Raw genomic sequence first — 21,738 nt, forward strand, 5'->3', positions numbered from 1 at the left:
CTCTTGCCGCCCTGATGCAGCTTGAATGATTTTGTGTAAAGGAATAATCGCCCAGGACGCTGCCTGCACTGTCACAACCAGCGGCCCGACGGAATAAAGTGGGAATAAGATAAGTTTTCTTTACGGCGAAGTAAAATCCCGGATGGGTCAATCTGCAAAATTTCGCCAGATTTCCTGGATATCTTCCATCAGGTAGCCACGGTACAGCAGGAATCGCTGGATTTTCACTTTTTCAGTAAAGGCGGATGGTAACGGTTCACCGTATTTACGCTGCGCCTGCGCCCTGGCAAGGCTCACCCAGTCGATATCGCATTCGCGCATCGCCTGTTCAACGGCCTGGCGCGCAATGCCTTTCTGGCTGAGCTCCTGACGAATGCGCGCGGGGCCATAGCCTTTGCGGCTCCGGCTGGCGATGAACTGGCCGACAAAACGATTATCGTCGAGATAGCGGTTTTCGATACACCAGGCCATCACCTGCTCCAGCTCTTCAGGGGTGACGTCCAGCGCCTCGGGGCCGTTTTTGCTCATCACCGGAGCGGCCAGTTTGCGCCGCAGCTCCTGTTCGCTGTGGTCGCGCATCGCCAGGATACGGATAGCGCGGTCCAGCAGACGAGCATAGCCGGATCGGCGTGATGAAGGTTCAGTCACAGGCACCTCAATAATCTAAGAAAAGCAAAAGGGCCGCATAAGCAGCCCTTTATCACTCTGTTAGACGATATCAGAAATCTTGTTCCGTTTCTTCTGCGTCGTTGCCGTCAACGGCGAAGTCCGGCGTAGAGTCCTGGTTGTTGAGCAGCAGTTCGCGCACTTTCTTCTCAATCTCTTTCGCCGCCGCCGGGTTCTCTTTCAGCCAGGTGATAGCGTTCGCTTTCCCCTGACCAATTTTGTCGCCGTTGTAGCTGTACCAGGCGCCCGCTTTCTCAATCAGCTTCTCTTTCACGCCGAGGTCAACCAGCTCGCCGAAGAAGTTGATGCCTTCGCCGTAGAGGATCTGGAATTCAGCCTGTTTGAACGGCGCCGCAATCTTGTTCTTCACTACTTTGACGCGGGTTTCGCTGCCGACGACGTTATCGCCCTCTTTCACCGCGCCGATGCGACGGATATCCAGACGCACGGAGGCGTAGAACTTCAGCGCGTTACCGCCGGTGGTGGTTTCCGGGTTACCGAACATCACGCCGATTTTCATACGGATCTGGTTGATAAAGATCAGCAGCGTGTTGGACTGCTTCAGGTTACCCGCCAGTTTACGCATCGCCTGGCTCATCATACGCGCCGCGAGGCCCATGTGAGAGTCGCCGATTTCGCCTTCGATTTCCGCTTTCGGCGTCAGCGCCGCGACGGAGTCGACGACGATAACGTCAACCGCGCCGGAGCGCGCCAGCGCGTCACAGATTTCCAGCGCCTGCTCGCCGGTATCCGGCTGAGAACACAGCAGGTTGTCGATATCCACGCCCAGTTTGCGCGCATAGACCGGATCCAGCGCGTGTTCCGCATCGATGAACGCACAGGTTTTACCTTCGCGCTGCGCTGCGGCGATAACCTGCAGCGTCAGGGTGGTTTTACCGGAGGATTCCGGCCCGTAGATCTCGACGATACGGCCCATTGGCAGACCGCCGGCGCCCAGCGCGATATCCAGAGAAAGCGAGCCGGTGGAGATGGTTTCTACGTCCATAGAACGGTCTTCACCCAGGCGCATGATGGAGCCTTTACCGAATTGCTTTTCGATCTGGCCCAGTGCAGCCGCCAACGCTTTCTGTTTGTTTTCGTCGATCGCCATTGTTACTCCTAATCATGCAGGGTGAAGCCTGTTCGCTTCGCCGTTAATATTTGTTCAGTTGAGGCAATTATACTGTATAGTCATACAGTATCAAGTCTTTTGTAGAAATTGTTGCCAGAGCAGATTGAGCGCGTAGGCCGTCGCCTGACGACGCACCGCTTCGCGGTCTCCGGCAAAGCATTCCCGCCGCGTCACCCCTTGCCCGCTGACGCTGGCGACGCCAAACCACACCGTCCCGACCGGCTTTTCGTCGCTGCCGCCATCCGGCCCGGCGACGCCGCTTACCGAGATGGCATAGTCCGCGCGCGCGGCGCGCAACGCGCCGATCGCCATCTCCACCACCACCGGTTCGCTCACCGCGCCGTTGTCCCGCAGCGTCGCTTCGCTGACGCCGATCATTTGCGATTTGGCCTCGTTGCTGTAGGTCACAAAACCGCGTTCAAACCACGCTGAGCTGCCGGCAATATCGGTGATGGCTTTCGCTATCCAGCCGCCGGTGCAGGATTCCGCCGTGGTCACCGTCGCGCCCTGCGCCTTCAGCGCCCGGCCGACCTTCTCGCTTAGCTGCATTAATTCTGAATCGGTCATTATCGCCCCGCTTTGCTCCGGATAAAGAGGCCATCAAAGATAGCACTTTCCACAGAGATATGGGGACGAGGTGTGGAATTTACGAGGGGACATCCAAAATGAATCATCCCGGCGGCGCCGGGATGAGAAATCGCACGACTACTTCATGCTGGCGGCGATCAGCGCTACGTTATGACGCATCATTTTGACATAGCTATCCGCGACGCCACCCGGAGCGGAGAGCGCCTCAGGATAGAGTTCTCCGCCGGGCTGCGCGCCGGTGGCGCTGGCGATCTGCTTCACCAGTCGCGGGTCAAGCTGGTTCTCCATAAACCAGGTATGGACGCCGTCCGCGTTGATTTGCTTAATCAGCGCCGCCACCTGCGCCGCGCTGGCCTCGCTCTCTGAAGAGAGCCCCTGCGGCGCGAGGAAGGTCACGTGATAAGCGCGGCCAAAATAGCCGAAGGCGTCATGGCTGGTGAGAACTTTGCGCTTTGCCTGCGGAATGGCGCTGAACTGCCCTTTCGCCCAGCCGTCGAGGGCCGTCAGTTGCTCGATATAACGCTTGCCGCTGTTCGTCAGCGCCGCTTGATCTTCCGGGTCGGCTTTCACCAGTCCATCGAGGATATTCTGCGCATACAACGCGCCGTTCGCCGCGCTGTTCCAGGCGTGGGGATCGGTCACCGTTTTGCCATCTTCATCAAGGGTATGGGTCTTGACGCCCTTCGACGCCACCACCAGCTCGCCCTTAAAACCAGAGGCCTTAATCAGGCGATCCAGCCACCCTTCCAGTCCCAGACCGTTAACCACCACCACGTCGGCCTTGCTGAGCAGCGCGCTGTCCTTCGGCGACGGCTCGAAGGTGTGCGGATCGCCATCCGGGCCGACCAGGGTATCCACATGAACATGCTCCCCGCCGACCTGCTGCACCATATCACCCAGCACCGAAAAACTGCTTACCACATTCAGCGTTTTCGCCATCGCCCCCTGCGCCATCAGGCCGAAGGCCAGCGCGACCACTATTGCACTACGTTTCATCATTTCCTTACCCCATCAATTTGCGCCAGCCGACCAGCAGCCGGCTGCGCGTGCCAAAAAACAGCGAAATAAAAAACAGCGCGCTGGCGGTCAGCACGATGGCGGGCCCGGCGGGAAGACTGGCCGCCCAGGAGAGACTCAAACCCAGCCAGGCGCAGAGCGCGCCGGAGAGCGCCGCCAGCAGCAGGATGCCCGGCAGCGTTCGCGCCCAGCAGCGCGCGGCGACCGCCGGCAGCATCATCACCCCTACCGCCATCAGCGTGCCGAGCACCTGAAACCCCGCCACCAGGTTAAGCACCAGCAGCGCCAGAAAAAGCCCATGCAGCAGCGCGGGCAGCCGGCGGTGGTTCACCTGCAGCCAGGCGCTGTCGAACGCCTCGCTGACCAGACCGCGGTAGCACAGCGCGATGCACAGCAGCGTCAGGCTGGCGACGCCGCTGACAAACAGCGCCGCGTCACGGTCCACCGCCAGAATGGAGCCAAACAGCAGATGCAGCAGGTCGACGCTGGAGCCGCGCAGCGACACCAGGGTGACGCCCAGCGCCAGCGATCCCAGATAAAATCCGGCAAAGCTGGCGTCCTCTTTTAACGGCGTCCGCCGGCTCACCCATCCCGCCACCAGCGCGACCGCGATGCCGGCAACAAAGCCGCCCAGGGTCATGGCCAGCAGCGACATGCCGCTCAGCAGATAGCCCACCGCCACGCCGGGGAGAATGGCGTGCGACAGCGCGTCGCCCATCAGGCTCATGCGCCGCAGCAGCAGGAAGACGCCCAGCATGGTGGTGCTTAGCGACAGCGCCAGACAGACCACCAGCGCCCGGCGCATAAAGCCGAATTCAATAAAAGGCTGAAAGAAGGTGTGCCAGATCATGCCGACCTCGCCTGGCTGAAGGCCGGGAGAACCGCCCGGGTGGCGCCCCAGCAGGCGCGCCGGGGGGTCAGCAGCAGCGTCTCCGGGAAAAAGTCGGCTACCCGCTGGTTATCATGCAGCACCGCCAGGATGGTCTGCCCCTGCCGGTGCATGTCGAGGATCAAATCCATCAGTTCGCGACTGGTCGCTTCATCAATGCCGGTGAAGGGCTCGTCGAGCATCACCAGCGGCGCCTGCTGCACCAGCACCCGGGCAAACAGCATGCGCTGAAACTGACCGCCGGAGAGCGCTTCGATCGGGGTTTTCGCCAGGCTCGCCAGCCCGACCCGCGCCAGCGCCGCGCCGATGCGTCGCCGGGTATCGCCGCCCAGACCGCGCAGCAGCGACACGCCGGGCCATGCGCCCTGACTCACCACATCCTGCACATTGAGAGGAAACTGCGACTCGAGGGCATGGCGCTGCGCCAGCCAGCCAATCACCGGCCGCTTTCCCTGCCAGCGCAGACAGCCACTGACCGGCGGAAGAAACCCGGCGAGGGTTTTCAACAGGGTCGATTTTCCGCAGCCATTGAGGCCAACGATTGCCGTCAGGCTGCCGGGGCATATCATCCCGCTCAGCGGCGGGGTGATCGCCACCCCGCCATAGCCGGTTACCAGTTGTTCCAGTTCAATCATGGCAGCGTCACCGCCCACCAGGTCGCCAGCCATAGCGCCGTCAGTAGCGTTCCCGCGATGGCCAGGCGCGCCGCGCCGGATGCCATAAAAACCGATGTGAACATATTCCACCCCCATTTAATGTTATAACATAACAATACAGAGGCGAAATAAGATTGTAAATCAGCGTCGGTGAGCGGAAATGTAACAAAGGTCGACAAGCGGCAGGCAAACGGGAAAAAGCAGGAGGATAAGCGAGAAGTCCCCCGGTCGCGCTGCGCTTACCGGGGCTGCCAGCCGGATAACAGACCGTAGCCCGGATAAGGTGCTACGCGCCGCTATCCGGGGAGGCTCGGGATCGGTCAGCCGGATGACAGTATTAATAACCGCCGCGGGCCTGAGAAACCGCCAGGCCAAGCTGCCAGACGGCCATGGCGTAGTGGGTGCTGTGGTTGTAGCGGGTGATGGTGTAGAAGTTCGGCAACCCGTACCAATACTCATAGCCGGTGCCGACGTCCAGGCGCAGCAGGCTGGCCTGCTGATGGTTGCCCAGCGGCTGGGTCGGGGTTAATCCCGCCGCCGACAGCTGCGAAACGCTGTATTTGGTTTTGAAACCATTCTCCAGCCCCGGCGCCTGGCCCAGCGCCTGCACCGCCACCAGATCGCCGCTCACCCAGCCGTGCTGTTTGAAGTAATTGGCCACGCTGCCGATCGCATCCACCGGGTCCCACAGGTTGATATGGCCGTCGCCGTTAAAGTCCACCGCGTATTGCTTATAGGAGGACGGCATAAACTGGCCATAACCCATCGCCCCGGCGAAAGAGCCTTTCAGATCCAGCGGGTCGTCGCTTTCGCTGCGCGCCATCAGCAGGAAGGTTTCCAGCTCGGAGGAGAAGTATTCTGCACGGCGCGGATAGTTAAACGACAGGGTCGCCAGCGCGTCGAGGATGCGGGTTTTGCCCATCACCCGGCCCCAACGGGTCTCCACGCCGATAATGCCGACAATGATTTCCGGCGGTACGCCGTAGACCTGATAAGCGCGGTTGAGCGCGTCCCGATACTGATTCCAGAACACCACGCCGTTCTGCACGTTATCCGGGGTAATAAACTGTTTCTTGTAGCGCAGCCAGGCGCCGGTCGGCCCGGTCGGCGGCAGGCCGGTCGGCGCCTGACGATCCATCAGCCGCAGAACGTAGTCCAGACGCTTCGCCTGCGACAGGATCTCCTGCAGCTGCTGCCTGTCGAAGCCGTGCTTCGCCACCATCTTATCGATGAACTGCGCCGCTGCCGGGTTGTTGGCGAAGTCGCCGCCCATCTGCATCACGTTATGCTGCGGTTCCAGCAAAAAGCCGCCGGTTCCACTCGCCATCTCCGTTTCCGCGGGAGTCTTGGGTTTGCTGCTGCAGGCAACGAGGAGCACACAAAGGGGAAGTACAGCCAGAGAGCGACGCTTCAACATGGGAATTCCGTTTAACAAATTCAGCAAGGGATAATTATGGTAAAGCATGCGACGACCAACAAGAAAGCGACAATCTGTTTGTAGACAAAATAGTCCTTCACCGCCCCCCTTCCTGGATGCTGTCATGCGCCTCGTGATTTCATCCTCTCAGCGTCAATCTTTCGAGATAAAATATTTATCTTTCATTTTGAGATCTATTTAACACTTTAAAACCTTTCAAAGTGATTAAAATCAGCCTGCAGTTAGCAAGAAAAATAACATGCTGAAGGAGAGAACAATGATTGACGTCGTGACCCACGGCGCAGAGTGGTTTATCGGCCTGTTTCAGAAAGGCGGCGAGGTATTTACCGGAATGGTGACCGGGATCCTCCCCTTGCTGATCAGTCTGCTGGTGATCATGAACGCGCTGATCAACTTTATCGGCCAGCAGCGGATCGAAAAACTGGCGCAGCGCTGCGCCGGGAACCCGATCTCCCGCTACCTGCTGTTGCCCTGCATCGGCACCTTTGTGTTTTGTAACCCGATGACCCTGAGCCTGGGCCGCTTTATGCCAGAGAAGTACAAGCCCAGCTATTACGCGGCGGCGTCCTACAGCTGCCACTCGATGAACGGTCTGTTTCCGCATATCAACCCCGGCGAGCTGTTCGTCTATCTCGGCATCGCCAACGGCCTCACCACCCTCGGCCTGCCGCTTGGGCCGCTGGCGGTGAGCTATCTGCTGGTCGGGCTGGTGACCAACTTCTTCCGCGGCTGGGTCACCGACCTGACCACCTCGATTTTCGAACGAAAAATGGCGATTCAGCTGGCTCAGAAAGTGCATCTGTCAGGAGCGACATCATGACCCGGATTCGTATTGAGAAAGGTACCGGCGGCTGGGGCGGCCCCCTTGAGCTCGACGTCGTCGAGGGCAAAAAGATCGTCTATATCACCGCCGGCACCCGCCCGGCGATCGTTGACCGCATCGCCAGCCTGACCGGCTGGCAGGCGGTGGACGGTTTTAAAGAGGGCGAACCGGCGGAAAGCGACATCGGCGTGGCGATTATCGACTGCGGAGGCACCCTGCGCTGCGGGCTCTACCCCAAGCGTCGTATCCCGACGGTGAATATCCATGCCACCGGCAAATCAGGGCCGCTGGCCCAATACATCACAGAAGATATCTACGTCTCCGGCGTCAAAGAGGAGAACATTCAGCGCATCGCGACCGACAGCGCGGTAGCTCCCGAGCCGCCGGCGGAGAACAACCGCGCGAGTCGCGATTACGACGCCAGCAAAAAGATCACTGAACAGAGCGATGGCCTGCTGGCGAAGGTCGGGATGGGGATGGGCTCGGTGGTGGCGGTGCTGTTCCAGGCCGGGCGCGACACCATCGATACGGTGCTGAAGACCATTCTGCCGTTTATGGCCTTCGTCTCGGCGCTGATCGGCATCATCATGGCCTCCGGCATCGGCGACTGGATCGCCCATGGCCTGGCGCCGCTGGCCAGCCATCCGCTGGGTCTGGTGACCCTGGCGCTGATCTGCTCCTTCCCGCTGCTGTCGCCATTTCTCGGCCCCGGCGCGGTTATCGCCCAGGTGATTGGCGTACTGATCGGCGTTCAGATCGGCCTCGGCAATATTCCCCCGCACCTCGCCCTGCCGGCGCTGTTCGCCATTAACGCCCAGGCCGCCTGCGATTTTATCCCGGTAGGCCTGTCGCTGGCTGAAGCCCGCCAGGATACCGTGCGCGTCGGCGTGCCGTCGGTGCTGGTCAGCCGCTTCCTGACCGGCGCGCCAACGGTGCTGATCGCGTGGTTCGTTTCCGGATTTATTTATCAATAAGAGGTGCCTGAAGATGACCGTGATTTACCAGACCACCATTACCCATATCGGCGCCAGCGCGACGATGGCGCTGGAGGAGCAGATGCTGATCACCTTCCGCGAAGGCGCCCCGGCGGATATCGAAGCGTACTGCTTTATTCACAACCACGGCGAGCTTGCCGGCGCGCTGCAGCCGGGCGCAGAGCTGCAGCTTGGCGAGCTGCGCTACCCGGTGACCGCCGTCGGCGAGGTCGCCGAACAAAACCTGCGCGAGCTGGGCCACATCACCCTGCGCTTTGATGGTCACCGCGAAGCGGAATTCCCCGGAACCGTGCACGTCGCGGGCCCGGTGCCGGAAGGCATCGCCACCGGCTGCGTACTGAAATTTGTTGCTTAACAGGAGAGAAAGATGAATCAGGTTGCTGTTGTCATTGGCGGTGGACAAACCTTAGGAGAGTTTCTGTGCCGCGGGCTGGCCGCCGAGGGCTACCGCGTGGCGGTGGTCGATATTCAGAGCGAAAAAGCCAGCCGCGTCGCCCAGGAGATTAACGCTGAATATGGCGAAGGCATGGCGTATGGCTTCGGCGCCGACGCCACCAGCGAGGCCAGCGTCACCGCGCTGGCCCACGGAGTGGATGAGATTTTCTCGCGTGTCGACCTGCTGGTGTACAGCGCCGGCATCGCTAAAGCGGCGTTTATTAGCGACTTTGCGCTGGGGGATTTCGACCGCTCGCTGCAGGTCAATCTGGTGGGCTACTTCCTCTGCGCCCGCGAGTTTTCCCGGCTGATGATCCGCGACGGCATTAAGGGACGCATCATTCAGATCAACTCGAAATCCGGCAAAGTGGGCAGCAAGCACAACTCCGGCTACAGCGCGGCGAAGTTCGGCGGCGTCGGCCTGACCCAGTCGCTGGCGCTGGATCTGGCGGAGTACGGCATTACCGTACACTCACTGATGCTCGGTAATCTGCTGAAGTCGCCGATGTTCCAGTCGCTGCTGCCGCAGTACGCCACCAAGCTCGGTATCGATGAGAGCGAGGTCGAGCAGTACTACATCGACAAGGTGCCCCTGAAGCGCGGTTGCGAATATCAGGATGTGCTGAACGTCCTGATGTTTTACGCCAGCCCGCAGGCGTCATACTGCACCGGTCAGTCGATCAACGTTACCGGCGGCCAGGTGATGTTTTAAAGGGATCCCGGATGGCGCCGCGCTTATCCGGGCTACAAAACGGTAGGTCGGATAAGGCGTTAGCCGCCACCCGACAAAAATACGGCGCCGCGGGTCGCTCGGGTTAGGCGCTCGCGCCGCGACCCGGGTTGTTCCCGGCCCCCTTAAGGAGACACCTATGGTTACCGCACTCATCACCGTCGCCGCCATCGCCTGGCTTACCCAACTGGCCTTCGGCGGCTGGCAGATCCGCCGCTTCAATCGCGCCTTCGACAGCCTGTGCCAGCAGGGTCGGGTGGGGGTCGGCCGCTCCGCCGGGCGCTTTCAACCGCGCGCCATCGTCGCTATCGCCGTTGATGATGACAACCGCATTTGCGACACGCTGCTGATGAAAGGCTTCACCATTTTCGCCCGACCGCAAAAAATCCCCGCGCTGGACGGCAAACATATCGGGGAATTGCAGCCTGATGTGATCTTTCCCCATGATCCGCGCTGTCAGAATGCACTATCATTAGCGCTTAATCCGAAACATGGATAATTTCGTTGTAAAAGTAAATATCTTGCGAAATTATCACTTCGAAACTTAAACGCAGGATAGACGCCTATGAAACCACGTCAGCGCCAGGCAGCCATTCTCGAGTTCCTGCAGTCGCAGGGAAAATGCTCGGTCGAAGAGCTGGCGCAACACTTCGATACTACCGGCACCACCATCCGCAAGGATCTGGTCACGCTGGAAAACGCCGGCACCGTCATTCGCACCTACGGTGGCGTGGTACTCAACAAAGATGAAGCCGATCCGCCGATCGATCATAAAACGCTGATCAACACCCATAAGAAAGCGCGCATCGCCGAAGCGGCGGTGCGCTTTATTCATGATGGCGACTCCCTCATCCTTGATGCCGGCAGCACGGTGCTGCAGATGGTCCCACTGCTCAGCCGCTTCAATAACATCACGGTGATGACCAACAGCCTGCATATCGTCAACGCCCTTGCCGAACTGGATAATGAACAGACTATCCTGATGCCCGGCGGCACCTTCCGCAAAAAATCGGCCTCCTTTCACGGCCAGCTGGCGGAAAACGCTTTCGAACAGTTCAGTTTCGACAAGCTGTTTATGGGCACCGACGGCATCGATCTGAACGCCGGCGTCACCACCTTCAATGAGGTGTATACCGTCAGCAAGGCGATGTGCAACGCCGCCCGCGAAGTGATCCTGATGGCCGACTCGTCAAAGTTTGGCCGTAAAAGCCCCAATATCGTCTGCGGCCTGGAGCGCGTGGATAAATTGATTACCGATGCCGATATTGACCCTGCCTTCCAGCGGGCGCTGGAAGCCAAAGGCATAGAAGTCATCATTACTGGAGAACATCATGAGTAACTTTTTGTTAGAGGCCGGACGCCAGACCCTGATGCTGGAGCTACAGGAGGCGAGCCGCCTGCCGGAACGCCTGGGCGACGACTTCATCCGCGCGGCGGAAACCATCATCCACTGCGAGGGCAAACTGATTGTCTCCGGTATCGGTAAATCCGGTCATATCGGCAAAAAGCTGGCGGCGACTTTCGCCAGCACCGGCACCCCGGCCTTTTTTGTCCATCCGGCGGAAGCGCTGCACGGCGATCTTGGCATGCTCGACGGCCGCGACGTGATGCTGTTTATCTCCTACTCCGGCAGCGCGAAAGAGCTGGATCTGATCGTGCCGCGGCTGGAGGAAAAAGGTATCCCGCTGCTGGCGATGACCGGCAAATCCACCTCGCCGCTGGCGCTGGCGGCGAAAGCGGTGCTGGATATCGCCGTCGAGCGAGAGGCCTGTCCGATGCACCTGGCGCCGACCTCCAGCACCGTCAACACCCTGATGCTTGGCGATGCGCTGGCGATGGCGGTCATGCAAGCCCGCGGCTTCAATGAAGAGGATTTTGCCCGCTCCCACCCGGCAGGGGCGCTCGGCGCGCGTCTGCTGAACAAAGTGCATCACCTGATGCGCCGCGACGACGAAGTGCCGCGCGTCGGCACGGACGCCAACGTCATGAACGCAATGCTCGAGCTAAGCCGCACCGGGCTCGGCCTGGTGGCGGTCTGCGATGAGGCCAACCGCGTGCAGGGGGTCTTCACCGACGGCGACCTGCGCCGCTGGCTGGTGGGCGGCGGCACCTTAAACGACGGCGTCGCGCAGGCGATGACCCGCAACGGCGTGACGCTACAGGCGGAGAGCCGCGCGGTGGAAGCCAAAGAGCGGCTGATGAAGCACAAAATCAGCGCCGCGCCGGTAGTCGATGAAAACGGCCAACTGGTCGGCGCCATCAACCTGCAGAACTTTTACCAGGCCGGGATCCTTTAAGCCCCAGACGTTTCGCCAGCCGGTGCAGGTTGGCGACGTCGAGTTCCAGCGCGCGGGCGGTCGCCGCCCAGTTGCCCTGATGTGCCGCCAGCGCGCGGGCAATCGCCTCGCGCTGGAAATTATCCGTGGCTTCGCGCAGATTCACGTTGCCCATTGCCGGCGCCGCTGCCGCCGCCTCGGTCGGCAACGTCGGCGCAGTCGCCGTAAACTCGAAATGCTGCGGCTCCAGTACTATGTCATCGCCAGCCTGAGTAGCCCGCGCCAGCACCACCGCGCGGTGAATGGCATGCTCCAGTTCGCGCACGTTGCCCGGCCACGACCACTGCTGCAGCCTGTTTCGCGTTGCCTCACTTAAAATTACCCGCGCCAGCCCCATCCGCAGGCGGCACTGCTCGCAAAAATAGCCAGCCAGCAGCACCACGTCATTTTCCCGCTCGCGCAGCGCCGGAACCGACAGCGGGAAGACGCTCAGCCGGTGATAGAGGTCGGTGCGAAAGCGCCCTTCCACCACCTCCTGGCGCAGATCGCGGTTGGTGGCCGCCAGCACCCGCACATCTACCCGCAGGCTGCGGTCATCGCCGACACGCTGAATATCGCCATACTGCAGGACGCGCAGCAGCTTCGCCTGCAGCGCCAGCGACAGCTCGCCGATTTCGTCGAGGAACAGCGTGCCGTTATCGGCCATCTCAAATTTGCCGCTGCGATTGCTGATAGCCCCGGTAAACGCCCCTTTCACGTGACCGAACAGCTCGCTCTCCGCCACGCTCTCCGGCAGCGCCGCGCAGTTGAGGTACACCAGCGGGTTAGCCGCACGCGGCGATCCCTGATGCACCGCCTTCGCCACCAGCTCCTTACCGGTCCCCGTTTCGCCGCTGATCAGCACGTTCAAATCCGAGGCGGCGACAATCTCGATCTCTTTTTTCAGCTGCAGCATCGGCGCCGACAGGCCGATGATCTCCTGACGCTCCGGCTGCGGGTAATTCACCACCTGCGCGGGCAGGACGTTTTGCGCTTCAAGGCGGGCGATAAGCAGCGCGTTATTCAGCGCCCCGGCCACCAGCGCGGCAATCAGTCGCAGCTCTTCATCGCTGAAGCTGTCGAAGCGGTCGGCATCCATGCCGTCAAGAGTTAGCGCGCCGATCAGCGTTTGCCCGGCAAACAGCGGCAACCCCACGCAGGCGTGAACCTTGAGGCTCTCCTGGCCGGGGATCAGGCCGTCATAGGGGTCCGGCAGGTCGCTGTCCGCCGGGAAGCGCACCACATCGCCGGCGCGGGCGATCGCCTCCAGCCGCGGATGCCCATCCAGTGCAAAGCGCCGGCCAAGCACATCCTGCGCCAGACCATCGATCGCCAGCGGCACAAACTGATGGGCCTCATAGCGCAGCAGCGCCGAGGCGTCGCAGCCAAGGATCTGCCGCAGGGTGGCGATCAGGCGCGAAAAGCGGTCGACGTGGCCGATATCGCTGTGTAAATCAATGGCGATTCTCGCCAGCGCCTCGACGGAAAAACTCATCATCGCTCCATTGTCATTTTGACAGCCAATATAGTCATATCGACTATTTTAATCATTGTCATTTTGACAGCAACTAAAATCATGAAAATTTAAAAAATGATTTTATTCAATAAGTTAAAAAACTGGCACGCAACTTGTAATACATCAATCAACTGACTTTGAACACACTGTATTAATTGAGGTTGCTATGTCTATTGTGGTGAAAAATAACATTCTTTGGGTTGGCCAACGTGACTGGGAAGTGCGTGATTTCCACGGCACCGAATATAAAACGCTGCGCGGCAGCAGCTATAACAGCTATCTCATCCGCGAAGAGAAAAACGTGCTGATCGATACCGTCGATCATAAATTCAGCCGCGAGTTCGTGCAGAATCTGCGCCGCGAAATCGACCTCGCCGACCTCGACTACATCGTTATTAACCACGCCGAAGAGGACCACGCCGGCGCGTTGACTGAGCTGATGATGCAGATCCCGGATACGCCGATCTACTGCACCGCCAACGCCATCGACTCCATCAACGGCCATCACCACCATCCGGAGTGGAACTTCCACGTGGTGAAAACGGGCGACACCCTCGATATCGGCAATGGTAAGCAGTTGATCTTCGTGGAAACGCCAATGCTGCACTGGCCGGACAGCATGATGACTTACCTGACCGGCGACGCGGTGCTGTTCAGCAATGACGCCTTCGGCCAGCACTACTGCGACGAACATCTGTTCAACGATGAAGTGGACCAGACTGAACTGTACGAACAGTGCCAGCGCTACTACGCCAACATCCTGACGCCCTTCAGCCGCCTGGTGACGCCGAAAATTAACGAAATTCTCGGCTTCAACCTGCCGGTAGCGATGATTGCCACCTCCCACGGCGTGGTCTGGCGCGATAACCCGACGCAAATCGTCGAGAAATACCTCGAATGGGCGGCGGATTATCAGGAAGATCGCATCACGATTTTCTACGACACCATGTCCAACAACACCCGCATGATGGCGGACGCCATTGCCCAGGGGATCACCGAGGTCGACCCACGGGTGGCGGTGAAAATCTTTAACGTCGCCCGCAGCGACAAAAACGACATTCTGACCAACGTTTTCCGCTCAAAAGGCGTGCTGGTGGGCACCTCCACCATGAACAACGTCATGATGCCGAAAATTGCCGGGCTGGTGGAAGAGATGACCGGGCTGCGTTTTCGCAACAAACGCGCCAGCGCCTTTGGCTCCCACGGCTGGAGCGGCGGCGCGGTAGACCGTCTGTCCACCCGCCTGCAGGATGCCGGGTTTGAAATGTCCCTGAGTCTGAAGGCCAAATGGCGCCCGGATATCGACGCGCTCGAACTGTGCCGCCAACACGGGCGCGACATCGCCCGCCAGTGGGCGCTCGCTCCACTGCCGGTTGCTGAAGCGACAGTCACGCCGGAACAACAGGAGTGCGCCTGTGCCGCCGCCGCGGCCGCCGATCTCGGTCCCATGATGCAGTGCAGCGTCTGCCAGTGGGTGTATGACCCGGCGAAGGGCGAACCTAACCAGGATGTGCAGCCGGGTACGCCGTGGAGCGACGTGCCGGATAACTTCCTCTGCCCTGAATGTTCGCTGGGTAAAGATGTGTTTGATGTTCTGGCGACGGAGGCAAAATGAGTGATGGCATCGTCATCATCGGCTCGGGCTTCGCGGCCCGCCAGCTGGTGAAAAATATTCGTAAGCAGGATGCCGAGATCTCGCTGACCCTCATCGCCGCCGACAGCATGGATGAGTATAACAAGCCCGATCTCAGCCACGTCATCAGCCGCGGACAGCACGCCGACGATCTGACTCTGCAAAGCGCCGGCGAGTTCGCCGAACAGTACCACCTGCGCTTGTTTCCCCATACCTGGGTGAGCGATATCGACGCTGAAAACCATCGGGTGAAAAGCCTGGATAAGCAGTGGCGCTACGACAAACTGGTGCTGGCCACCGGCGCCACGCCGTTTATCCCCCCGGTGCCGGGCCGCGAGCTGATACTAACGCTGAACAGCCAGCGCGAATATGGCGCGGCGCAGAGCCAGCTCCGCGACGCCAGGCGGGTGCTGATCGTCGGCGGCGGCCTGATTGGCTGCGAGCTGGCGATGGATTTCTGTCGCGCCGGTAAAGCGGTAACGGTGGTCGATAATGCCGCCAGCGTGCTGGCGGCGCTGATGCCGCCGGAGGTCAGCAGCCGTCTGCAGCATCGCCTCACCGGGATGGGCGTCCATCTGATGTTAAAAACGCAGCTGGAAGGGCTTGAACACACCGCCGACGGCATCCGCGTCAGTCTCGACCGCCAGCGCGCGATAACCGTCGATGCGGTGGTGGCCGCCGCCGGCCTGCGCCCGGAAACCTCGCTGGCGCGCCATGCCGGACTGCAGATTAACCGCGGCGTGGTGGTCAATAGCCAGCTGCAAACCAGCGACCCGGCGATTTACGCCCTCGGCGACTGTGCGGAAATCAACGGTACGGTACTGCCGTTCCTGCAGCCGATTTTGCTCAGCGCCATGTGCCTGAGTAAAAACCTGCTGGCGCAGGCAGGCGAACTCAAGCTGCCGCCAATGCTGGTGAAGGTGAAGACCCCGGATCTGCCGCTGCATCTGGCCGGCGACACCCGCCGCGAGGATCTGACGTGGAACATCGTAGCCGCCAAAGAGGGGCTGGTGGCGAAAGGGCTTGATGCGGCGAATCAACTGCGCGCCTTTGTGGTCAGCGAAGACAAGATGAAAGACGCCTTCGCGCTGCTCAAACAGCTGGTGAGTGAATGACCTTCCAGGCAGCCCTGTTTTGCCGTGAGTTTGCCGGGTGGCGGCTGCGCCTTACCCGGCCTACGGATCGTGCGACCTGTCGTTATTATATTCGCCATGGTTGCTGAAACTGCCGGTGCTGACGGCCTCAAAATCGCTGAGACGTTCCCGGAAGGCCGGGGCAGCCCGCATGGATGCGGGCTGAGGGCCGTGTTTTGCACGGACGCTGCCTCGGCCCGACCCGAAGCCTGCAGGGATAAGTCGAAGGTACCGCATAGCGGCGATTTTGCTGGCCGGAGCCCGGGGGTACAGGGGGCGGCGGCGACTGGCCGCCCCCTGTGCGCTCCCTGCGCCGTAAGAGACATAACGCAGAAAATTAACCGGGAGCGCAATGTACGCTGAAATCACACGCGACAGACGCTTTTTGCCGGAGTGAGAAAATGGCAATCCAATAACCGTATCTGCAATACACGCATCCCTGTTGCGCCGCCAGTTTGCCGGGTGGCGCTACGCTTACCCGGCCTACGGATGTAGCCCGTAAGCTCAGATACGGTAGGCCCGCGCAAGCGCAGCGCCGCCGGGCACGCGTTCATTACCTCCCAGGCAACCCTGTTGCACGGTTAGTTTGCCGGGTGGCGGCTGCGCCTTACCCGGCCTACAGGGTTCGTGCGACCTGTCGTTAATATATTCGCCATGGTTGCTGAAACTGCCGGTGCTGACGGCCTCAAAATCGCTGAGACGTTCCCGGAAGGCCGGGGCAGCCCGCATGGATGCGGGCTGAGGGCCGTGTTTTGCACGGACGCTGCCTCGGCCCGACCCGAAGCCTGCAGGGATAAGTCGAAGGGACCACGCAGTGGCGATTTTGCTGGCCGGAGCCCGGGGGTACAGGGGGCGGCGGCGACTGGCCGCCCCCTGTGCGCTCCCTGCGCCATGCCAGGCATAACGCAGACGATTAACCGGGAGCGCAATGTACGCTGAAATCACACGCGACAGACGCTTTTTGCCGGAGTGAGAAAATGGCAATCCAATAACCGTATCGGCAACACACGCATCCCTGTTGCGCCGCCATTTTGCCGGGTGGCGCTACACTTACCCGGCCTACGGATGTAGCCCGTAAGCCCAGATACGGTAGGCCCGCGCAAGCGCAGCGCCGCCGGGCACGCGTTCATTACCTTCCAGGCAACCCTGTTGCACCGCCATTTTGCCGGGTGGCGCTGCGCCTTACCCGACCTGCAGGGTTCGTGCGACCTGTCGTTAATATATTCGCCATGGTTGCTGAAACTGCCTGTGCTGACGGCCTCAAAATCGCTGAGACGTTCCCGGAAGGCCGGGGCAGCCCGCATGGATGCGGGCTGAGGGCCGTGTTTTGCACGGACGCTGCCTCGGCCCGACCCGAAGCCTGAAGGGATAAGTCGAAGGTACCGCGTAGCGGCGATTTTGCTGGCCGGAGCCCGGGGGTACAGGGGGCGGCGGCGACTGGCCGCCCCCTGTGCGCTCCCTGCGCCGTAAGAGACATAACGTAGAAAATTAACCGGGAGCGCAATGTACGCTGAAATCACACGCGACAGACGCTTTTTGCCGGAGTGAGAAAATGGCAATCCAATAACCGTATCTGCAATACACGCATCCCTGTTGCGCCGCCATTTTGCCGGGTGGCGCTACACTTACCCGGCCTACGGATGTAGCCCGTAAGCCCAGATACGGTAGGCCCGCGCAAGCGCAGCGCCGCCGGGCAAGCATTGCTCACCTCCCAGGCGACCCTGTTGCACGGTTAGTTTGCCGGGTGGCGCTACGCTTACCCGGCCTGCGGATGCCGCCCGTAAGCTCATCAGGGCAAAATAATTAACCGGAAGCGCAAGTTCGATTAACACTTAATACGTTGTTTCTGTCTGAGCCGACTCCTGCAGCGCCTGCAGAATATTGGTCGCGGCAGCGGTCCCCATTTTCACGTAAGAGGCATCGCTTACGCCGCCCACATGCGGAGACAGAATCACATTATCGATCGCCTGCCAGATGTGGGGCGTGGTTAATGGTTCACTGTTAAAGCTGTCGAGCGCCGCCCAGCGCAAGGTCCCCGCTTTTAATGCCGCGGCCAGCGCCGCATCGTCAATCAACCCGCCGCGCGCGGTATTGACCAGGATGGCGCCCGGCTTACACTGCGCCAGCGTGGCGGCATTGATCATTCCCCTGTTTTGTTGCGTCAAGGGGCAATGAAGGGACAGCACATCGGCCTGCCTGAGCAGATCGTTAAGTTCAGCAACACGTTCACATCCCGGCGGGACCGCTTTCGCATAGGGATCGTAAGCCAGAACCTTCATACCAAAGGCACAGGCAATCTTCGCCACCCGGCTGCCAATGGCGCCCAGGCCGATGAGTCCCAGCGTTCTGCCCTCAAGCTCAAGCGATTTATGCGTGGATTTATCCCAGTGCCCTTCACGCAGGCGGCGGTCGAGCAGAATGACCGACTTAGCACAGGCCAAAATTAACGCCCAGGTATGTTCGGACACCGCGGCGGCATTCGCCCCGATCGCTGCGCGAACCAGAATGCCGCGCGCGGCAGCCGCCTCGGCGTCAATAACATCAATGCCGCTGCCATGTTTGGCAATCACCTTCAATGCCGGGGCCGCATCCATAACGGCGGCAGTAATGTGGCCATAGCGCACCAGGATCGCGACGGGATTGTGCTGCTGGCACAGAGCGATCAGCTGGGCCTCTGTAGGCTGGCGGCCGGCAAAGACAAGTTCGTAATCTTCCAGCATCCCCAGCGCCGCGTCAGCCAAATCGCTGCCGGTAATCAGTACCACGTTTTTAGCACTCATGGCAGCGTCTCCCCTTCGCTCAGCATCCCCGCCTGACGCAGGGCGCCCTCCAGCCAGTGCGGACGTAGATCGCCATCGCGGATAGCAACCAGACGTTTTGCTTCCATCTCCAGTTTGCCTTTCGCCAGTTCGATGATGGTGCGGACTTCCTCGCGTGGGATAACGACCACGCCGTCAATATCCCCGACCACTAAGTCCCCCGCCTGCACCGCGGCGCCGCCGACCGAAATGGCATGATTGACCCGGCCAGGTATGAACTTGGTCGGGCCGCACGGGTTCAGGCCGGCAGCGAACACCGGGAAGCGTTGTTTGCTTAAGGTCTCCGCATCGCGAACGGCGCCATCGATAACGATCCCGGCGATACCGCTGGCCTGCGCCTGCGTGGCCATGATCTCCCCCAGCAGCGCGCAGGAGAGATCGCCTTTCCCGTCGATCACTAATACATCGCCAGGTTTAGCGACGGCCATTGCGGCGTGAATAGCCAGGTTATCCCCCGGGCGGACCTCGACGGTAATCGCCGGCCCGGCGACCGCCATATGCGGCGCCAGCGGCTTGATGCGGCCATGTAATGTGCCACGGCGTCCGGCCACGTCAGCCAGAATGGCGGCCTGAAATTCGGCGGCCTGACGGACTTCTTCCGCGGTAACACGCGCAATAGCGAAATTGATGAGTTTCTGTTGCGAAGCAGGCATGGTGACTCTCCATTTGTTTTACTAGATACAACTCATGTGTACTATATAAAACAACTATACGTGCATTGCTTCGCTTTTCGCCAGTGTTGCGAAGTTGTTTGTGATGTAAACACGAAGTTACTCACAAAATTCAGGTACAATTTTGTTCGGCAAAAAGGAGAACATGATGGGGAATGAAGGCGTAATTGCCGTTGAAAAGGCGCTGGCTTTACTTGATTGCTTCCGTCCCGGTAATGACAGTCTGACGTTAACGGAGCTGGCCCAGCTTTCGGGATATCACAAAACAACCGTTTATCGCCTGATGAATTCGCTTGAGCGAATGAACTACATCATCCGGCACGACGATGGCACCTATACGCTCGGCCACCGTCTGCTCTATCTTGGCAAGCTCTATGAGCAATCATTTGAACTTGCCAGAGTGGTACAGCCGGAATTGCAGGCGCTGTCAAAGGCCTCCAGCGAAAGCGCAAGCTGGTATGTGATTGAGGGGGGGCAACGCCTGTGCCTGTTCCGCGCCGAAGCCTCCCAGGGATTGCGCCACAGCAACCTGCCTGGCAGCCAGTTCCCGCTGGATGGTTCCGCTATCAGTAAGGTTTTACGCCGCTGGGGATTGGGTGAATCGTTGCCGGAAGACGAACCGACGCTGCCGTTCTATACCTCCGGCGCGCGCGACCCGCACACCGCGGCCTTCGCCATGCCAGTGTTTGGCGTCCACGATAAACTGATCGCGGCGCTGGCCCTGACCGGGCCGGCATCGCGTCTGACGGAAGATCGTAAAGCGAGCGGCATCAGCCAGCTCATGCAGGAGACGGCCAACCGCCTGTCGCTCAAGCTAGGCGCCAGTAAGACATTCTGCGAAACGTTTTACGGTGTGAAAGAGTAAGCTTTGCTGAGAAGGCGGGAAAAATCCCGCCTTTGCTTATTAATGGGTCATCTGTTTTTCCTGCCTGGCCGTCTGCGAGTAACGGCGCCCCATGGCCAGCACCGCAATGCCGCCTGCCAGACACAAGCCTGCCAGCGGGAGCATCGCCAGCGTATGGCTTCCTGTCCGTTCGCTAATCATGCCGTAGGCATTCACCATCACCGCGCCGCCAATCAGGTTGGCGATCGCCCCGATGGCCGCCAGCCCGGCGGCGGCTGAGGTGCTGCTCATCCAGCCCGACGCCAGCGCCCAGAAGGGCCCCTTCATCGCATAAGCGCCAATCAGAATGGTGCTGAGGATCGCAATGGTGGCCGGCAGCGACAGATTGATAAACGCCGCAAACACGCCGCCCGCGATCATAAAGAGGGTGAGCGCCGTGTGCCAGCGGCGTTCATTACTTCGATCCGAACTGCGCCCCCAGACAATCATCAGCACCGAGGCCAGACCATAGGGGATGGCATTAAGCAGCCCGGTGGTCAGGTTATCCAGATGGAACGACTTCAGCAGCTGGGGAGACCAGACGCTAAGGGTCGTGCCGGCAGAAGAGGCGCCGGCGTAAATCAGCGCCATGAGCCAGATTTGACGATGCTTCAACAGTTGCCAGGTGGAGGTGTGGCCGATCTGTTTCTGCTGTTGGCGCTCCGCCTGAAGCGTGTTTTCCAGCCATGCTTTCTGACGATCGTTTAACCAGCCAGCCTGGTGTGGACGGTCCCGCAAGATGAAAAACGCGGCTATCCCCAGCAGGACCGCCGGCAGCCCTTCAATAATGAATAACAGATGCCAGCCGCGCAGGCCTAACCACCCATCCATCATCAGTATCAACCCGGAAAGCGGGGAACCGATAAAGTTAGCCAGCGGAATGGCCACCATAAACGAGGCGATGATCCGCGCCCGGTAGCGCGACGGGATCCACCAGGTAAGATAGAGCACCACGCCCGGGAAAAAGCCCGCTTCGGCAGCTCCCAGCAAAAAGCGTACGATGTAAAGGGAGGTGGTATTTTGCACCAGCGCCATACACATCGATACCACTCCCCAGCTGATCATAATGCGCGGGATCCACAATCGTGCCCCCACCTTCTGCATCGCCAGGTTGCTGGGTACTTCAAAGATAAAGTAGGCCACAAAATACAAGCTGCTGGCGAAGCCGAAAGCCGCCTTACTCAGGCCCAGATCCTGATTCATCTGCAGCGCCGCCATGCCTATGTTGCCGCGGTCAATAATCGATACCAGGTAGCTCACCACCAGGAAAGGCAGGATGCGCCAGATAACCCGTCGCATGGTTTCTTTTTCCAGCGCGTCGTTATCGCTCGCGCGGGGCGGTAATTGATCGGTCATGGTTTCCTCGCAGGGTTTCATTATGTTTATCAGGAAAACGATG

Annotated in this window: 21 protein-coding genes; 10 read left to right on the top strand and 11 right to left on the bottom strand. The window is 60.1% G+C overall.

Annotated features, from left to right (window positions below; all coding sequences use genetic code 11):
* Nucleotides 1-147: 147 nt before the first annotated feature.
* The 7 genes from recX to mltB form a co-directional block, all read right to left on the bottom strand.
* The gene (gene recX / locus ACOI6Z_RS05750; protein ID WP_044524464.1) at nucleotides 148-648 is read right to left on the bottom strand and encodes a recombination regulator RecX; all 501 of its coding nucleotides are present in this window, start codon (nucleotides 646-648) and stop codon (nucleotides 148-150) included.
* Between the two features lie 70 nt (nucleotides 649-718).
* Nucleotides 719-1,777, bottom strand: a complete 1,059-nt coding sequence (gene recA / locus ACOI6Z_RS05755) for a recombinase RecA (protein ID WP_004205686.1) — start codon at nucleotides 1,775-1,777, stop codon at nucleotides 719-721.
* A gap of 90 nt (nucleotides 1,778-1,867) precedes the next feature.
* Nucleotides 1,868-2,365, bottom strand: coding sequence for a nicotinamide-nucleotide amidase (pncC, locus tag ACOI6Z_RS05760; protein WP_032453814.1), 498 nt, complete (start codon nucleotides 2,363-2,365; stop codon nucleotides 1,868-1,870).
* Between the two features lie 138 nt (nucleotides 2,366-2,503).
* Nucleotides 2,504-3,382: a metal ABC transporter substrate-binding protein gene (locus ACOI6Z_RS05765; RefSeq protein WP_032453816.1), complete on the bottom strand. Its 879-nt coding sequence runs from the start codon at nucleotides 3,380-3,382 to the stop codon at nucleotides 2,504-2,506.
* Nucleotides 3,383-3,389: 7 nt separating this feature from the next.
* Nucleotides 3,390-4,253, bottom strand: a complete 864-nt coding sequence (locus ACOI6Z_RS05770; RefSeq protein WP_023290767.1) for a metal ABC transporter permease — start codon at nucleotides 4,251-4,253, stop codon at nucleotides 3,390-3,392.
* On the bottom strand, nucleotides 4,250-4,960 hold the full coding sequence (locus tag ACOI6Z_RS05775) for a metal ABC transporter ATP-binding protein (protein ID WP_074423118.1): 711 nt from the start codon (nucleotides 4,958-4,960) through the stop codon (nucleotides 4,250-4,252). Before ACOI6Z_RS05775 ends, ACOI6Z_RS05770 begins: the two co-directional genes overlap by 4 nt.
* A gap of 325 nt (nucleotides 4,961-5,285) precedes the next feature.
* On the bottom strand, nucleotides 5,286-6,365 hold the full coding sequence (gene mltB, locus ACOI6Z_RS05780) for a lytic murein transglycosylase B (RefSeq protein WP_420687056.1): 1,080 nt from the start codon (nucleotides 6,363-6,365) through the stop codon (nucleotides 5,286-5,288).
* Between the two features lie 277 nt (nucleotides 6,366-6,642).
* On the opposite strand from mltB, the gene srlA reads away from it, so the two are divergent.
* The 7 genes from srlA (at nucleotide 6,643) to gutQ (ending at nucleotide 11,666) form a co-directional block, all read left to right on the top strand.
* Entirely contained in the window at nucleotides 6,643-7,206 is a 564-nt protein-coding gene (srlA, locus tag ACOI6Z_RS05785) for a PTS glucitol/sorbitol transporter subunit IIC (protein ID WP_004205677.1), read from the top strand.
* Complete coding sequence (srlE, locus tag ACOI6Z_RS05790; RefSeq protein ID WP_065812317.1) at nucleotides 7,203-8,183, top strand: PTS glucitol/sorbitol transporter subunit IIB; 981 nt, start codon at nucleotides 7,203-7,205, stop codon at nucleotides 8,181-8,183. The genes srlA and srlE overlap by 4 nt, the downstream gene beginning before the upstream one ends.
* A 13-nt stretch (nucleotides 8,184-8,196) precedes the next feature.
* Nucleotides 8,197-8,559, top strand: a complete 363-nt coding sequence (gene srlB / locus ACOI6Z_RS05795; protein WP_065812318.1) for a PTS glucitol/sorbitol transporter subunit IIA — start codon at nucleotides 8,197-8,199, stop codon at nucleotides 8,557-8,559.
* A 12-nt stretch (nucleotides 8,560-8,571) separates the two neighbouring features.
* On the top strand, nucleotides 8,572-9,351 hold the full coding sequence (gene srlD, locus ACOI6Z_RS05800; RefSeq protein ID WP_002914815.1) for a sorbitol-6-phosphate dehydrogenase: 780 nt from the start codon (nucleotides 8,572-8,574) through the stop codon (nucleotides 9,349-9,351).
* Nucleotides 9,352-9,508: 157 nt separating this feature from the next.
* On the top strand, nucleotides 9,509-9,868 hold the full coding sequence (gene gutM, locus ACOI6Z_RS05805) for a transcriptional regulator GutM (RefSeq protein WP_023290773.1): 360 nt from the start codon (nucleotides 9,509-9,511) through the stop codon (nucleotides 9,866-9,868).
* Nucleotides 9,869-9,934: 66 nt separating this feature from the next.
* Complete coding sequence (gene srlR / locus ACOI6Z_RS05810) at nucleotides 9,935-10,708, top strand: glucitol operon DNA-binding transcriptional repressor SrlR (protein ID WP_004205671.1); 774 nt, start codon at nucleotides 9,935-9,937, stop codon at nucleotides 10,706-10,708.
* Nucleotides 10,701-11,666, top strand: a complete 966-nt coding sequence (gene gutQ / locus ACOI6Z_RS05815) for an arabinose-5-phosphate isomerase GutQ (protein ID WP_032453823.1) — start codon at nucleotides 10,701-10,703, stop codon at nucleotides 11,664-11,666. The genes srlR and gutQ overlap by 8 nt, the downstream gene beginning before the upstream one ends.
* Here gutQ and norR read toward each other — a convergent pair.
* Entirely contained in the window at nucleotides 11,629-13,179 is a 1,551-nt protein-coding gene (norR, locus tag ACOI6Z_RS05820; protein WP_065812319.1) for a nitric oxide reductase transcriptional regulator NorR, read from the bottom strand. The two genes, gutQ and norR, sit on opposite strands and share 38 nt — an antisense overlap.
* Before the next feature lie 187 nt (nucleotides 13,180-13,366).
* On the opposite strand from norR, the gene norV reads away from it, so the two are divergent.
* Both norV and norW read left to right on the top strand, forming a co-directional pair.
* On the top strand, nucleotides 13,367-14,815 hold the full coding sequence (norV, locus tag ACOI6Z_RS05825; RefSeq protein ID WP_023290776.1) for an anaerobic nitric oxide reductase flavorubredoxin: 1,449 nt from the start codon (nucleotides 13,367-13,369) through the stop codon (nucleotides 14,813-14,815).
* Nucleotides 14,812-15,948 carry an NADH:flavorubredoxin reductase NorW gene (gene norW, locus ACOI6Z_RS05830; RefSeq protein ID WP_064157683.1) on the top strand — a complete coding sequence of 379 codons (1,137 nt, stop codon included), beginning with the start codon at nucleotides 14,812-14,814 and terminating at the stop codon, nucleotides 15,946-15,948. The genes norV and norW overlap by 4 nt, the downstream gene beginning before the upstream one ends.
* 1,850 nt (nucleotides 15,949-17,798) lie before the next feature.
* On the opposite strand, the gene ACOI6Z_RS05835 is transcribed toward norW, so the two are convergent.
* Complete coding sequence (locus ACOI6Z_RS05835; RefSeq protein WP_065812320.1) at nucleotides 17,799-18,746, bottom strand: hydroxyacid dehydrogenase; 948 nt, start codon at nucleotides 18,744-18,746, stop codon at nucleotides 17,799-17,801.
* Entirely contained in the window at nucleotides 18,743-19,438 is a 696-nt protein-coding gene (locus tag ACOI6Z_RS05840) for a diguanylate cyclase (protein WP_032453868.1), read from the bottom strand. Before ACOI6Z_RS05840 ends, ACOI6Z_RS05835 begins: the two co-directional genes overlap by 4 nt.
* 166 nt (nucleotides 19,439-19,604) lie before the next feature.
* Between ACOI6Z_RS05840 and ACOI6Z_RS05845 the strand changes: the two genes are divergently transcribed.
* Nucleotides 19,605-20,321 (top strand): IclR family transcriptional regulator, encoded by a 717-nt coding sequence (locus tag ACOI6Z_RS05845; RefSeq protein ID WP_065812321.1) that lies wholly within the window; start codon nucleotides 19,605-19,607, stop codon nucleotides 20,319-20,321.
* Between the two features lie 39 nt (nucleotides 20,322-20,360).
* Here ACOI6Z_RS05845 and ACOI6Z_RS05850 read toward each other — a convergent pair whose 3' ends face one another.
* Nucleotides 20,361-21,695, bottom strand: a complete 1,335-nt coding sequence (locus tag ACOI6Z_RS05850; protein WP_044524489.1) for an MFS transporter — start codon at nucleotides 21,693-21,695, stop codon at nucleotides 20,361-20,363.
* Nucleotides 21,696-21,738 lie beyond the last annotated feature (43 nt).

It is taken from the genome of Klebsiella sp. C239, assembly GCF_048822715.1.
Classification (GTDB): domain Bacteria; phylum Pseudomonadota; class Gammaproteobacteria; order Enterobacterales; family Enterobacteriaceae; genus Klebsiella; species Klebsiella quasipneumoniae.

Excerpts from the sequence above, each read along its gene's own strand:
- recA (WP_004205686.1), bottom strand. The coding sequence starts at position 1,777 with ATGGCGATCGACGAAAACAAACAGAAAGCGTTGGCGGCTGCACTGGGC.
- pncC (WP_032453814.1), bottom strand. The coding sequence starts at position 2,365 with ATGACCGATTCAGAATTAATGCAGCTAAGCGAGAAGGTCGGCCGGGCG.
- ACOI6Z_RS05765 (WP_032453816.1), bottom strand. The coding sequence starts at position 3,382 with ATGAAACGTAGTGCAATAGTGGTCGCGCTGGCCTTCGGCCTGATGGCG.
- ACOI6Z_RS05770 (WP_023290767.1), bottom strand. The coding sequence starts at position 4,253 with ATGATCTGGCACACCTTCTTTCAGCCTTTTATTGAATTCGGCTTTATG.
- ACOI6Z_RS05775 (WP_074423118.1), bottom strand. The coding sequence starts at position 4,960 with ATGGCTGGCGACCTGGTGGGCGGTGACGCTGCCATGATTGAACTGGAA.
- mltB (WP_420687056.1), bottom strand. The coding sequence starts at position 6,365 with ATGTTGAAGCGTCGCTCTCTGGCTGTACTTCCCCTTTGTGTGCTCCTC.
- srlA (WP_004205677.1), top strand. The coding sequence starts at position 6,643 with ATGATTGACGTCGTGACCCACGGCGCAGAGTGGTTTATCGGCCTGTTT.
- srlE (WP_065812317.1), top strand. The coding sequence starts at position 7,203 with ATGACCCGGATTCGTATTGAGAAAGGTACCGGCGGCTGGGGCGGCCCC.
- srlB (WP_065812318.1), top strand. The coding sequence starts at position 8,197 with ATGACCGTGATTTACCAGACCACCATTACCCATATCGGCGCCAGCGCG.
- srlD (WP_002914815.1), top strand. The coding sequence starts at position 8,572 with ATGAATCAGGTTGCTGTTGTCATTGGCGGTGGACAAACCTTAGGAGAG.
- gutM (WP_023290773.1), top strand. The coding sequence starts at position 9,509 with ATGGTTACCGCACTCATCACCGTCGCCGCCATCGCCTGGCTTACCCAA.
- srlR (WP_004205671.1), top strand. The coding sequence starts at position 9,935 with ATGAAACCACGTCAGCGCCAGGCAGCCATTCTCGAGTTCCTGCAGTCG.
- gutQ (WP_032453823.1), top strand. The coding sequence starts at position 10,701 with ATGAGTAACTTTTTGTTAGAGGCCGGACGCCAGACCCTGATGCTGGAG.
- norR (WP_065812319.1), bottom strand. The coding sequence starts at position 13,179 with ATGAGTTTTTCCGTCGAGGCGCTGGCGAGAATCGCCATTGATTTACAC.
- norV (WP_023290776.1), top strand. The coding sequence starts at position 13,367 with ATGTCTATTGTGGTGAAAAATAACATTCTTTGGGTTGGCCAACGTGAC.
- norW (WP_064157683.1), top strand. The coding sequence starts at position 14,812 with ATGAGTGATGGCATCGTCATCATCGGCTCGGGCTTCGCGGCCCGCCAG.
- ACOI6Z_RS05835 (WP_065812320.1), bottom strand. The coding sequence starts at position 18,746 with ATGAGTGCTAAAAACGTGGTACTGATTACCGGCAGCGATTTGGCTGAC.
- ACOI6Z_RS05840 (WP_032453868.1), bottom strand. The coding sequence starts at position 19,438 with ATGCCTGCTTCGCAACAGAAACTCATCAATTTCGCTATTGCGCGTGTT.
- ACOI6Z_RS05845 (WP_065812321.1), top strand. The coding sequence starts at position 19,605 with ATGGGGAATGAAGGCGTAATTGCCGTTGAAAAGGCGCTGGCTTTACTT.
- ACOI6Z_RS05850 (WP_044524489.1), bottom strand. The coding sequence starts at position 21,695 with ATGACCGATCAATTACCGCCCCGCGCGAGCGATAACGACGCGCTGGAA.